The 12791-nt window shown below is 43.7% G+C and carries 11 protein-coding genes; 7 read left to right on the top strand and 4 right to left on the bottom strand.

Annotated features, from left to right (window positions below; translation table 11 throughout):
• Positions 1 to 65 precede the first annotated feature (65 nt).
• From BIW53_RS06525 to mutM, 3 genes are all read left to right on the top strand, one after another.
• Positions 66 to 782, top strand: a complete 717-nt coding sequence (locus BIW53_RS06525; RefSeq protein ID WP_084228091.1) for an alpha/beta fold hydrolase — start codon at positions 66 to 68, stop codon at positions 780 to 782.
• A 270-nt stretch (positions 783 to 1052) separates the two neighbouring features.
• Positions 1053 to 1532, top strand: coding sequence for a hypothetical protein (locus tag BIW53_RS06520; RefSeq protein WP_070991068.1), 480 nt, complete (start codon positions 1053 to 1055; stop codon positions 1530 to 1532).
• Positions 1533 to 1551: 19 nt separating this feature from the next.
• Positions 1552 to 2361, top strand: a complete 810-nt coding sequence (mutM, locus tag BIW53_RS06515; RefSeq protein ID WP_070991067.1) for a bifunctional DNA-formamidopyrimidine glycosylase/DNA-(apurinic or apyrimidinic site) lyase — start codon at positions 1552 to 1554, stop codon at positions 2359 to 2361.
• Between the two features lie 5 nt (positions 2362 to 2366).
• Here mutM and BIW53_RS06510 read toward each other — a convergent pair whose 3' ends face one another.
• Positions 2367 to 3512, bottom strand: coding sequence for a M20 family metallopeptidase (locus tag BIW53_RS06510; protein ID WP_070991066.1), 1146 nt, complete (start codon positions 3510 to 3512; stop codon positions 2367 to 2369).
• A 175-nt stretch (positions 3513 to 3687) separates the two neighbouring features.
• Here BIW53_RS06510 and BIW53_RS06505 point away from each other — a divergent pair, with 175 nt between their 5' ends.
• From BIW53_RS06505 to BIW53_RS06495, 3 genes are all read left to right on the top strand, one after another.
• A complete protein-coding gene (locus BIW53_RS06505) occupies positions 3688 to 4623 on the top strand; it encodes an ATP-grasp domain-containing protein (RefSeq protein WP_070991065.1) in 936 nt (311 codons plus the stop codon).
• A gap of 4 nt (positions 4624 to 4627) precedes the next feature.
• On the top strand, positions 4628 to 6007 hold the full coding sequence (locus tag BIW53_RS06500) for an ATP-grasp domain-containing protein (protein ID WP_070991064.1): 1380 nt from the start codon (positions 4628 to 4630) through the stop codon (positions 6005 to 6007).
• 99 nt (positions 6008 to 6106) lie between these two features.
• Complete coding sequence (locus BIW53_RS06495) at positions 6107 to 8698, top strand: M14 family zinc carboxypeptidase (RefSeq protein WP_070991063.1); 2592 nt, start codon at positions 6107 to 6109, stop codon at positions 8696 to 8698.
• Between the two features lie 278 nt (positions 8699 to 8976).
• On the opposite strand, the gene BIW53_RS06490 is transcribed toward BIW53_RS06495, so the two are convergent.
• Genes BIW53_RS06490 through BIW53_RS06480 form a run of 3 tightly spaced genes read right to left on the bottom strand, consistent with a single transcriptional unit; the run spans position 8977 to position 11483 of the window.
• Complete coding sequence (locus tag BIW53_RS06490; protein ID WP_070991062.1) at positions 8977 to 9456, bottom strand: DUF3299 domain-containing protein; 480 nt, start codon at positions 9454 to 9456, stop codon at positions 8977 to 8979.
• A 12-nt stretch (positions 9457 to 9468) separates the two neighbouring features.
• Positions 9469 to 10800, bottom strand: a complete 1332-nt coding sequence (locus BIW53_RS06485; protein ID WP_070991061.1) for an ABC transporter permease — start codon at positions 10798 to 10800, stop codon at positions 9469 to 9471.
• The gene (locus tag BIW53_RS06480; RefSeq protein ID WP_070991060.1) at positions 10797 to 11483 is read right to left on the bottom strand and encodes an ABC transporter ATP-binding protein; all 687 of its coding nucleotides are present in this window, start codon (positions 11481 to 11483) and stop codon (positions 10797 to 10799) included. Before BIW53_RS06480 ends, BIW53_RS06485 begins: the two co-directional genes overlap by 4 nt.
• 200 nt (positions 11484 to 11683) lie before the next feature.
• Between BIW53_RS06480 and BIW53_RS06475 the strand changes: the two genes are divergently transcribed.
• The gene (locus BIW53_RS06475) at positions 11684 to 12790 is read left to right on the top strand and encodes a phosphoribosylaminoimidazolesuccinocarboxamide synthase (protein ID WP_070991059.1); all 1107 of its coding nucleotides are present in this window, start codon (positions 11684 to 11686) and stop codon (positions 12788 to 12790) included.
• Position 12791 lies beyond the last annotated feature (1 nt).

The following is a 12791-nucleotide window of genomic DNA, read 5'->3' as shown; positions in this document are numbered from 1 at the left end:
AGTACCGTGTTAATTGATGAGCGAGACCAGAACATACAACTTTATCACTTTAATATGGATGTCAGATGAGCAGTTCGAGCAAATTAAACCTAGCTATGGTTCCGGGCACACAATGTAATCAGCGTTTGTGGGAGCGTTTAGTACCATTACTAGATGGAGAGATACAGTCCAATCATGTAGCAATAGAAAGATGTGCCACACATGCACAAATGCTGGCAGAAATTGACAGGGCACTCTCTCTGGGAGGACATTTGCTAGGCTTTTCTATGGGCGGCTATTTAGCTTTACAATATGCATTAGAGCATCCTAATAAAGTGCATTCACTGGTGTTGCTAGCCAGCAGCGCCCTTGGCTTAAGTGATGATGAAAAGCAAGTTCGTAAAGGGATGCTCGATTTTCTACAAACACACACCTATCAGGGGATGTCGAGCGCTCGGATAAGGCAGTTTGTTAGTCAACAGCGATGGCAAGATCATGAGCTGCACAGCGTGATCAAAGATATGGATAAATCGCTAGGTGGTGCAACGTTACTCAGACAAATTCAAGAAACGTCATGGCGGCAAGATTTAAGTTTGTTACTCGCAGAACTCAAGTGTAAGGTACTGATAATCGGTGGGCGACAGGATCAAAAAGTACCCCAGGAAGATTTACAAGCAATGACTAAACAGCTATCCAATGCAGAACTTCTGTGGCTGGATGACTGCGGACATATGTTACCACTGGAACAACCGCAAGCGCTCGCGCAAATACTTAACCAATTTTATTTAGGTCAAATTAGATAAGTAATAATGCACCTGAGCCTAACCGCTTTGTATTTAAATTCTATATCTATTTGGGTTTTAGTTTCTTATGCGAATGTCCAGTACTGCAAAAATGAGCAAATAGTTGAACAGACCTTGATGAAGGTAGTGCAACTGGAAGAGTCATAACTTAACCATCACAGGCAGAGGGCATGGCTATACTCACCAATAACCTTTATTATCTTGCGATGATTAAAAATACTCTGGCTGTGTCACAGGGTATAGTTAATAACACAGCAATTTGGAGAGCACATGAGGTTAGGCACTAAAGCGTGGAATAATGTGGTGATTATTTCGATGCTATTGATGATCTTTTTTCTCAATGGTTTGCACCACAAATTGAATCCTCAAACGGAGTCCGAGGGACCCCAGCGATTGCTCCCAGAGCAAAGTTTTGTGCTTGCTTTGGCATTTCCTGGCTTCAAAATTGAGCGAATCGGCACGTCTTGGCGTATAGATGGGCCGTGGCAGGCGCAGCCCAAACAATTGCAGGCGCTGATCAGCTTGTGGCAAACTATGCAATTAGATGTCGCACAGGTGTCATTACATCAAGAGCAAGCACTTAGTGTTGCCCAATTTTGGCTTGCTGCACAGGAGTTGCCATTGAGTTATCAGCTTTATCAAGCGGATGGTCAATATTACTTGTTTGATAAACAGCAGCAGCACTGGCTCGTACTGTCATTCGAGCAGGCGCAACAGTTATTTGCACCACTCACACTGGACAAACTTTAATAAACATTTTGAGAAAAGCATGCCAGAGTTACCCGAAGTAGAAGTAAGCCGTTTAGGTATTCAACCCCATATAAAACAGCAAACAGTAACTAAGGTTTTAGTCCATAACTCAAGTCTGCGTTGGCCCGTGCCAGATGAGGTACGTAGTCTTGAGGGGCAGGTCATACGTTCGGTACGAAGACGAGCAAAGTATTTGTTGTTGGATACCGATGTGGGTAGTGTGATTTTGCACCTTGGTATGTCGGGTCATTTGCGCATAGTGCCGCAAAGTGAAGCATTGAAAAAACACGACCATATCGAGTTTCATTTTAGTAATGGCAAAGCGCTTAGGCTCAATGATGCTCGCCGATTTGGCGCCTGTTTATGGCAGGAGCCTCAGCATAGCCATACTCTGTTCGCAAAACTTGGCCCCGAGCCGTTAACCGATGCGTTTAACGCACAGTGGTTATTCGAACGTTCAAGAAATAAAAAAGTACCTGTAAAACAATTTATTATGGATAACCATGTGGTTGTTGGGGTGGGGAACATTTATGCCAATGAGTCTTTGTTCAAAGCGGGCATTCATCCCAAAAGAGAAGCTGGAAAAGTCTCATTGAAACGCTATCAATCTCTAGCGCCCATTATCAAAGAGACGCTGAGTGCGGCAATAAAACAAGGTGGAACCACCCTAAAAGACTTTGCGCAAAGTGATGGTAAGCCGGGTTATTTTGCGCAGCAACTACTTGTTTATGGCCGCAAAGGAAAGCCCTGTGTTCGCTGTGAAAGTTCGTTACAAGAAATTCGCTTAGGACAGCGCAGCACGGTGTACTGCGCTCAATGTCAAAAATAATTTATTTATTGCGCTAACGCTTCATCGGTTAAGCTTTGTGCGGCATGTTTGTTATGTTCAAAGCACCAAGTAGCTAGGATCCTAGTGACTTGCTCAATCCGCAATTCAAAGCTCGATTTTAACGCCCGTTCATGACGGGTGTGATCGCCATCTCCAAATGGACCAAAACCATCTAATGTAGGAATGCCCACAGAGGATACGATATTGGCGTCTGACACTCCGCCACGCTGTTCAGTGAGTAAAGGTTTGCCCAAAATCTGATTGATCTCTTCTAACAATGCTTTTTGCGCTGCACTAGGAGTCATTACGCCACGTTGTAGGCCTCCTCTAATTGTAATGTCGACGCCAGTCACTTCGATAGCCAAGCAGATATTTTCGATCCCTTCTAACAAGCGCTGTTGCTCGCTAAGGGAAGAAAAACGGGCTTCCACAACCATACTTGCATGGGGCGAAATGGTGTTGGCGCCAATGCCTCCTAGGATTTTACCTACGTTGACGGTACTGCCTCGTTTTAAGTTAGTTAGACTCGTCATCTCTAGCAGCATGTTTGCCAAAGCAAAGTTAGCGTCCACACCATCGCTATAATGGTTACCTGCATGAGCAGCTTTGCCTGTGATATCTATCTCAAATGTGGCAATGCCTTTGCGAGCAGTCACCACTTCGTGGTTTTCTCCCGCGGCTTCAAAAACTAGGCAAACATCATATTGCTTGGCCAATTCTGCAGTTAAATATTTGCTGTCGTCACTGCCGATTTCTTCGTCGCTGACCAGTAAAAAATCAATATTGTGTAAAGGCCCAAATTGCGAACGTAAAGCGCGCAAAGCATTCAATGCGACAAAATTGCCGCCCTTCATGTCACATACTCCAGGACCGTATACCCATTGTTCATCTTGGTTAAAGTCAGTAAAAGTGTGTTCTGGGAATACAGTATCTAAGTGACCAAGCAACAGTACCTTTTTACCCGCTTGCTTTGGTGTGTGAAACAATAGGTGATCGCCAATTGTTTCACGTTGATAGCGTGTCAGAGAAAACCCTAATGGCGCTAATAATTCGATCATTTGCTCGCCGTGTAGATCCACGCCCGCTTTATTCTTACTGTGAGAGTTGCATGTAATGAGGCTTGCTAGCTCGTCAAAATTTAATTTTGTCATCACGGCTTTCCTTGGTTGCATTGGCGCTCATCGTGGCTGGGCTCAGTTGCATTTCAGTGAAGCTTTTATGAACAAATTTTGTCCGCTGCTTTTGGTCAAAAATGTGTCACACAGATCCTTTTACAATAGCCGGGTAGAAAAACGCACCCCCAACTAAAGGATCAAGGAGAACACAGTGACAGCACCTCATGTCGGAATTTGGATGTACGAAAACGGTGGCGGTAAAGCCATTGAACAAAGGCTCGTTCATGCATTGGCTGAACGTGGCATTCAGTCAAGTACCGGACTAAATCTGCGAGACGCACGTGCACAGGGCGGGCAAATACTATGTAATGGTATTGTAATGGAGCACCTAGATGCGTTTTTGAGTTATAACGCAGGGCAGCAAACGCAATATCAGTTGTACTTATATCAAGCTCTTAGTCAGTCTATTCCGACACTCAACAACTTTAGCTCCTTTGCGCTAGCAGAAGATAAGTTTCGTACCTCTCACTTACTAAATGGCCATGGTATTGCTACAGCCGATTACCGCTTGTGCCATAAAAACGATATTGCTGGGTTAAAGGCCGCAATTCGTGACTTTGGCGGCAAGTTGGTTTACAAGCCAACCGATGGTTGGGGTGGTGTAGGGATTGTGAAAATTGATGGCGAACATGCCCTCGATATGTTGTTGCCGTTTCTTAGTCGCACGGATTTGCGTTATTTCTACGTTGAGCGCTTTATTGATTATGACAATACTGATTACCGTATTGATATTGTGGATGGAAAATGTGTTGGCTGCTATGGCCGCAAAGCCCCAAAAGACGATTGGAAAACCAATATTACCAGCGGTGGTTCGGTATTTGTTCGTGAGCCAAATGATGAAGTGGTTGCGCTGGCAATTAAGGCAACACAAGCATTGGGTTTGGAAATAGCGGGCGTAGACCTGATTTATGACCGAGAGCAAGAGCGGTATGTGGTGTTAGAGGTGAACACTATTCCAGCCTTTGCGACGCCTGAGCAAGAGCAGCTAGGTATTAATTTCAATCAGGACAAGCTTGATGCAATGGTGGAACTGATAGAAAGAACTGTTCAGCAAAAAAGAGCTCTTCACTCAGTTAAGGTGGCGTAAGACGATGACAATAAAAAACACTTTGCCCAAAATAGGGCTGCTCTATCTAGATTATGTACTGCGCTTTTTCGACAAGTCTAATTTTAAAGGGTGGCCAGATAAAATTGAACAGGTTACCTATCACTGGGGTAACGATAAAGCGCGCTTTATCGCTGAGGTGAAGCGAAAAAAAATAGATGTACTGATTGGTAATATTCCTGCGACCGCGTATGAAACGTTTCGAGATATTGCCCGTTCACTGCCTAACGTGAGATTTTTACCCTCTCTTGATAGCCAGTTTGCTAATAAATCAAAAGAAAATGTCACGCATTTTTGTCGTAAATATAACCTGCCCGCGCCCCATACTGAGATTTTCTATATTCCTGAAAAAGCAAAAAAATATCTAGCCAGCACGCAGTATCCAAAGATTATTAAACGCTCATATGGGCCATCAAATTATGGTGGCTATTTTGTGCACAAAGTAGATAGTTATGAGCAAGCTCTGGCGTTACTTAATGAAAAGAACTACTACCCAGTGTATGTGCAGGATTTTATTCCAATGGAAGCTGACATACGTGTAATGCTGGTGGGGCATAAACCGGTTTGTGCATTTTGGCGTCGCCCACCCGAAGGGGAGTGGTTAACCAATACCAGCCAAGGTGGCAGCATGGATTATCAGGATGTACCAAAAAACGTATTAGAGCTGGCAGTCCTTGCTTCTAAGGCCGCTAATGCAGAATATTGGGCATGTGATATAGCGCTTGGTAAGGATGGTAAATTACGTATTTTAGAGTGCGCCACCGCATTCGCTGCGTTTCCATACATCCGTGATTGGATCGGTCAGTATTTGATGTGGTTATTGAGTGATGGCCGTTTCATAAAACCAAATATTCCACTTTATAACTGGGAAGAGTTAGGGAAGATAGATTCACGTTTATTGCGCACTATGCGTCATATCGGTTTTTCTCGCTACACCCCAAGCCAAGACTGTGGCGAGTTGTTCTCACGTATGGACGATGAAAACTACCCAATTTTAGACACCAAATACAGTGCTCAGGAAGAGTGGCCTAGCGAGATATGGAATTACCAAGATAATTTCAAGTTACAAGGCATTGTTGTGAGTGCGAAAACACTAAAGACTGTGCCAGGCAGTGACGAAACAACACAACTCAATAGTTATCCCAGCATGCAATTTGATGATGCGCAAATTCGTGAAATCTTATCTCAAGTCAAAGGAATTGGGGAAAAGATGATTGATGAAATCATGAATACATTTGGTGCCCATGGTGTGGTTGAAGCACTCAATACTGCGCCCGAGCAATTGTGTACGGTTAAAAATCTCAAAGATAAAAAGCTCGAAAAGATACTGACCCACTGGCAACAGGTCGCAAAGTCGTGTCATTAAGTTTGTGTCTCTCATTGTATGGTTGCTTCATAGCCGTGTCACCTGTGTGACATGGCGATTTTTGAGGCAATAAAATGTTGTTAGTTGTATGGAAATATTATGAAAATCCAGTACGCATCGTATCAAGATACCATTGATTTTTTACGCCAGAGTATGAGTGAGCATCCCCACCTGATCCGTCTGCAAAGTATTGGTGAAACGTGGGAAGGGCGGCCAATTATGCTAGTGACCGTTTCACTGGATGTAACTTATGCGGATGATAAGCCTGCTTTACTTTACACCGGATCTATTCACGCCAGAGAGTGGATTGGGAATGAGTTAGCGATTAAATTTATTCAGTATGTAATTGATAACTATAAGTTCAACCCCAAACTGCAAACGGCTTTAACACGTAATACCTTGTATATGGTGCCGTGTTTAAATCCCGATGGATTTGAGTACTCACGAAATCATTTCTCATTCTGGCGTAAAAACCGCCGTAATAATGGGGATGGCACTTTTGGGGTGGATTTGAATCGAAATTTTGATGCTAAGTTCATGCGCAATCAGAACACGCAATCAAATACATATGGCGGGCCACACGCGTTTTCAGAACCAGAAACGTCGGCTATTAGAGATTTTGTCGAAAGGCATGAGAATATTCGTATTGCACTAGATTATCACTCACAAGGTAATGTATTTTTCCCTGCCCATAAATTTAACCATGAAGTAGAAATTGAAGGCACAGATCTAAATGTACTGTGTGCCAATATGAACAATGAGATCAGAAAGGTGACGGGACGCCAGTACGGTATCCACCGAGGCAAACCTCCTGCTCAACTGATCCAAGGAAGTGGACGAGAATATTACTACCGAAAAGGGATCATCGCGACAGTGGTTGAGGTGGGCACACGTAACATTCCAGATTATATGAAAAATATGGCTCAAAGCGTGGCTGAAAATATTCCGGCTGTTGCTTATGCGCTGAGCGAAGCCATTAATTACTCTCCTTTAGCTCCTGCGCGAGTAGCCGATTTTACCATTAAGCATGTTGGACATGACAATGTGGAACTCGAGTGGGAATATCTGGAACGAGATGATATTTATTTTGAAGTGTATCGCAGTGAGCATAATAAAGCCCCGTGTACTGAAGAGAATCTAGTTGCGATCACCAAGTCTTTATCATTTGTGGACTCTCAGCTTAAAAGCGGTCACTTCTATTTTTATAACATTCGTGCGGTTGATAAAGTTACTAAAATAAAATCACCATTTAGTCCAGAGTTACGCTTAAAAACGACGCTGGCCGACAACCAATGTGGACGTACTTTATTCCCGCCCCGAGAGCAGGTAGGGTATTTATCACAAAACTATTTAAGCAAGAATAAAGAGCACTTTGGTTACAATTCGATGTTTATTGGTGTCGATAAAAATCGTGGTACTAGCATTGGTGTTATTGCGTTTGATTTGAGTACGATTCCTGAGGGCTCGCACATTGAAACGGCGCAGTTCTTTTTATACCCGATGAATCGGGTAGCCGCTAAAATTGAAAAGTATGGAGAGTGGTCAATTTCAATATTAGATGCCAGCTTAATTGACGATATCTATGACTTCGCGAAAATTCACGATGCCAAACCACTTCATACCTTAGGGCAAACAATTGAATCGGACAAAATGACGCAGGGGATATGGCTGCGTTGGGCACTTAATGGCGTGGAGCGTACGCTGTTGGAGTCTTTGCTTGGTCAGAACACCTTGTTGCTCAGAATTCAGGGGCCACAAACACTCCCCATAGGCAATGATTCACAAGTGATGCAGTTCGATATTGGTTATGGCTCTTTTGGTGGAGGCTTACATTATCGCCCAAACCTTGAGCTGATTTATCAGTTACCTGAGCTATCATCGACGGTTTATGCTAGTAGTTGTAATACGATTTATAAAGACAAGGTGCTAGCAGATAAACTTTCATCCGGTTTTGACGCTGATGGTGAAATTGTCTATGGACAGTTAGCGTTCGAACTCAATGAATGTTTCGACCCTCAACGCACGGTGTTTACTGGTGCTTGCCTGACATTGTACAGCTCTAATTGTTTGGCCTTTGCGAAAGACGTGCGCTTTACTGTGGAGTTGGTTGAGCTAAAAGATGTGGATTTTAAGCATGTTAAGCAAAGGCAAAAGATTGAGTATATTGGTTATGAGGTGAGTAATGAGCAGCTCAAAGAGCGCACGGCCCATAATTTCATCTTTGATAGCTACAGCCTAAAAGAGCTTGCCCGTTTACATAAAGCACAGACTCCACTGTATTTCATTATACGCGCGACGGCCGAATCCCAAGCGCGCAATGCTTTGGTTAATTGGCGAGATTGTCAGGATACGCAACCAGCGCAGTTACACGTTGAATATATAGAGCGGCGAATAGAGGCTTTGCCAGCGCCAACTCACCTGCAAACGCAAGTGGAAAATGGTGTGGTTAAGTTAACTTGGTTAAATACGGATAGTTCTGATTTAGTTGGTAGCTTTGTGGTGCGCAATAGGTTTCATCCTCCGCGCTCACCATTTGACGGCGTGAAATTATACGGGGGTCAGGATCAATACACGTTGGATAATTTTGGTAATGCAGATATTGCTAAATACTATGCGGTTTTCAGTTATGACCATGTGCCAAATTACTCTGAACCTGCGATTATTTATTACCCTGGGCAGCGGGATGACTAAAAGGTGAGAATACAAGTAAGGCCGCAGCGGCGGCCTTACTTAGAGATACATGGAGTATGTACTCGCTGAGTATTACTTTAACAGCACACTATACACAAATTTGCTGGTCTGTGTAATTGGGTCGAACACACTTAGTGCTTTATATGTTCGAAACCATAAGGCTCGGCCTCAGTACATATTATAACCGGTTTGTACCGCATATGTCGATACAGTACTGGTCTGTTTTGTTGTTAGCAACGCTTAGCTGAAAAGAATTTCCCATGTTAGGGAATGTGTTATCACAGCTCAAATGGTGCCACGCCAACAGCCTGCATCGTATAACCTGTCTGTGCGAGATCCCCTTGCCATGTTTCGACTTTGATAACACCCGTGACCGTAATCGCGTCATATAAGCTTTCGATAGGCACGCCGCCCTTTATTTTAACATGCACTATTTGGTTAGGTGGTGGAGGTGGAACGTGGATACAAGCACCAAAATAGGGTACCAGTAGAAATTCACTGATCACTTGACTGTCTCCTTCAAGTGGTACGACAAAGCCAGGCAAACTGACGGACTGGCCATCTAAACTTTTTACCACAGGTGCGTCTAAATTTGGCTGAACCCAATTTTGGTCGTTACCATCATGACTGGCCGCATCCTGATTACTTATTTGGACATGGCCTTTTGGTATTAAGTCTTCCCAGAAAATTTCTTTCGGTGGGTTAGCATGTGCACTGATGCTTAACATGCTGATTAGTAACAGGGAAATAAATCGCATATACGTACTCTCTTAAATTTTAATGCTCATACCATCGGCCAACGAATAATAGTAGGCGCGCGCGGCAGGAAATAGGCCCATTAGTGTACCGCTAAGCATGATAACGCCTAACAAGGTGAGTTCATAGGGTGACAAAGGCGTCAGACTCAGACTGATGCCAAATTGACTTTGCAGCATAGGGGTTACAGTGAGTAGCCCCGCGTAAAATAACAAAGTACCAAATACACAACCTAACAGTGTGATAATGATGGCTTCAAAGCTCAGTAGGCTGAATATGTGCCAAGGTCTGGCACCAACAGAGCGCAGGATAGCCAATTCTCTGCGTCGCTGGCTGACAGTGGCCAATAGGGTCGTTAACATACCAAGCAAACTGATGATGACTACAACCATGGAAAACAACAGTAGTATCTTTTCAACGATGTCCAGCATATCCCAAAGCTCTTTGAGCGTGACCGTGGGCATAATCGCCAATAAAGGCTCAGCTTTATATTGATTGATATTGCGACGTACTTGCAAAGTGTATAACGGAGAGTCAAAGCCCATTAAAAAGGCTGTAATTTGTTTTGGACTACCAATCAAATCAGATGGCTCACTATTGAGAGAACCATTGTCCAAATCATGTGGGCCGTGTTCATGGTCTTGTCCGCTATGCGAGCCATGCTCATGCTGTTTGTTACTGTTACGAGTAATTGCGCGTGGCTTGCTATTGGTGGCATGAATAGCATCGATCGCAATCAATGGTATATGTACAGTTTTGTCTACAGGTGTACCAGTTGGGGCTAAAATACCCACAATGGTCATTGGGTTGTCATCGTGATGATGAAAACTTGTATTTCCCATACCGTGTGATATCACGATATTTTGGCCTAGATGGTAGCCAAGCTTTTTAGCAACCTCACTACCTAGTACCAGTTCCTTAGCGTTATGAAACGCACGACCGGAACTAAATTGCAGAGCTTGCTTTTTAGCGTAGCGGTAATATTCAAAGTAGCTGCTATCGGTGCCCAGCACAGCGTAACCTTTGTGACTATCGCCTAAACTAATTGGAATACTCCAAGCGACGCCTCTGCGCTTTTTAATGTCTTGGTAGCTTTGCCAACTTACCGCGTTATTACTGTGGCCGATGCGAAACACACTTGAGAGTAATAATTGGATGTCGCCAGTACGGGCACCTACGATTAAATCTGTGCCTGATATGGTATTGCTGAAGCTGCTTTTGGCGTCTATGCGCACACGCTCAATGCTCAATAACAGCATCACACTGATAGCAATAGTAAAAAGCGTTAAAAGTACACTCGCTCGGCGGTTCCAGCAGCTCTTGAGGGCTAGTTTAAGTAAGGTCATTGGCTGGCCTCATTAATGCTCGGCAAGCTGATTTTACGATCAAAAAGATGAGATAAGCTGTTGTCATGACTTACAAAAATAACAGTGGCTTGATACTTTTCAGCTTGTCCAAATAAAGTAGCAATAAACGCTTCTCTGGTATCGGCATCAAGTGCAGAAGTTGGTTCATCGGCAATAATGACCTCAGGTTGTCCGATAAAAGCGCGTGCAGCGGCAACGCGTTGTTGTTGACCAATACTGAGCTCAGAAACACTACGTGACAATAAATTATCATCAAGGCCCAAAGCGTTCAGCAGATAGTGGGCTTGTGCTACTACCTGTCCTCTTTCATCACAGGCCCTTTTTGTTCGTCTAGGAGAAAATTCACATCCTAAAGTAACGTTTTCTAATGGGCTTAAATAAGGCAATAAATTAAAGTTTTGAAAAATAGTGCCTATGTGATCAGCACGAAAGCGGTCTCGCTTAGTCCCTGAAAGCTTAGCCAAAGATTGACCTAGTACTGACACCGAACCGTGCTGAATAGGCGTAGTACCAGTCAATAAACCCAGGAGTGTAGACTTGCCACTACCACTTGGACCGTGCAAGAACACTTTCTCCCCGTCGTTGACTTGCAAGTGCTTAATCTGCAACGTTGGGTGGGCATGGTTTTGCCATGTGTAGATTAAATCGCTAATTTCAATCATCAATAAACCTTCACCGCTATAATGTTAGCGATGGTATATCAGATTGGGAGAAGGCAAAACCTTGCATCGTTAAATTCTAAACTTTCTGCGGCAAACGGCGTTGTGATTGTGATTTTGTCGCTGAACGATTATTATAACGCCTTCTAACCCCCTCATTTTTTGCACCCTTTAGCAAGGTGCATCCGGCCCTTGGAGTAATAATGAGTAGCTACAAAGTTTTAGACGTCAATGACGATCTACCAATTCGCACCAAAGGTGCAGTTCACAGCGGTAAAGTTCGTTCAGTTTACTGGCTTACTGATGAAGACAGCGCACGCCTAATTGCAGAAAAAGGCTATGATGTCCCATCAGATACAGAGCTGGCTATCATGGTGATTTCAGATAGAATTTCGGCTTTTGACTGTATTTGGCAAGGCGAAAATGGCCTCAATGGCGTACCGGGTAAAGGTATCGCACTTAACAGTGTTGCAGCACATTGGTTTAAGTTGTTTGATGATGCAGGTCTTGCTGGTAACCATATTGTTGATATTCCACACCCTTACGTCTGGATCGTGCGAAAAGCAAGCACGGTTAGAGTCGAGGCGATTGCCCGTCAGTACATAACGGGTAGTATGTGGCGAGACTATGCCAAAGGCATTCGCAATTTTTGCGGTATTGAGCTGCCAGAGGGACTACAAGCAAATCAAAAGTTACCAGAGCTTTTGATCACACCGTCAACAAAAGGCATTATTACTGGCCTTGATGATGTGCCACCAGTAGATGATGTGAATATCAGCCGTAAAAACATCACTGACAATTTAGCAGCATTTAACTTCAAGTCTGAGGGTGATGTGGCTAAATATGAACAATTACTGGCGCAAGGCTTTGCCTTGATAAGTGATGAGCTTGCCAAATTGGATCAAATTTTTGTGGATACCAAGTTTGAATTTGGCTATGTCGAAGATAAAGATGGTCAGGAAAAACTTATCTACATTGATGAGGTGGGAACACCTGATTCATCTCGTATTTGGGATGGTCCTGCATATCGAGATGGTAAAATCATCGAAAACTCTAAAGAAGGTTTCCGTCAGTTACTAATCAACAACGTGCCTGACAGTGATGTATTGTTAAACAAAGATCGCATGAATGAACGTGAAGAACTGGCCAAACATTATCAGCTACCAGTTGATGTGATGATGGCGGTATCGGAAACTTATGTGGGTATCGCCAGTAAAATAGTTGGCCAAGATCTTGTGATCCCAACTGACCCTCGCTCTGAGGTCATAGCAGTCCTTGACGCCCAATATGGCTTGATTGAAAATCACTAGC

The sequence above is a fragment of the Pseudoalteromonas byunsanensis genome (assembly GCF_001854475.1).
Classification (GTDB): domain Bacteria; phylum Pseudomonadota; class Gammaproteobacteria; order Enterobacterales; family Alteromonadaceae; genus Pseudoalteromonas; species Pseudoalteromonas byunsanensis.
This window is presented reverse-complemented; position numbering and strand designations above follow the sequence as displayed.

Coding starts and splice junctions, on each gene's coding strand:
- BIW53_RS06490 (WP_070991062.1), bottom strand. CDS start 9,456: ATGCGATTTATTTCCCTGTTACTAATCAGCATGTTAAGCATCAGTGCA.
- BIW53_RS06520 (WP_070991068.1), top strand. CDS start 1,053: ATGAGGTTAGGCACTAAAGCGTGGAATAATGTGGTGATTATTTCGATG.
- BIW53_RS06475 (WP_070991059.1), top strand. CDS start 11,684: ATGAGTAGCTACAAAGTTTTAGACGTCAATGACGATCTACCAATTCGC.
- BIW53_RS06485 (WP_070991061.1), bottom strand. CDS start 10,800: ATGACCTTACTTAAACTAGCCCTCAAGAGCTGCTGGAACCGCCGAGCG.
- BIW53_RS06500 (WP_070991064.1), top strand. CDS start 4,628: ATGACAATAAAAAACACTTTGCCCAAAATAGGGCTGCTCTATCTAGAT.
- mutM (WP_070991067.1), top strand. CDS start 1,552: ATGCCAGAGTTACCCGAAGTAGAAGTAAGCCGTTTAGGTATTCAACCC.
- BIW53_RS06480 (WP_070991060.1), bottom strand. CDS start 11,483: ATGATTGAAATTAGCGATTTAATCTACACATGGCAAAACCATGCCCAC.
- BIW53_RS06525 (WP_084228091.1), top strand. CDS start 66: ATGAGCAGTTCGAGCAAATTAAACCTAGCTATGGTTCCGGGCACACAA.
- BIW53_RS06510 (WP_070991066.1), bottom strand. CDS start 3,512: ATGACAAAATTAAATTTTGACGAGCTAGCAAGCCTCATTACATGCAAC.
- BIW53_RS06495 (WP_070991063.1), top strand. CDS start 6,107: ATGAAAATCCAGTACGCATCGTATCAAGATACCATTGATTTTTTACGC.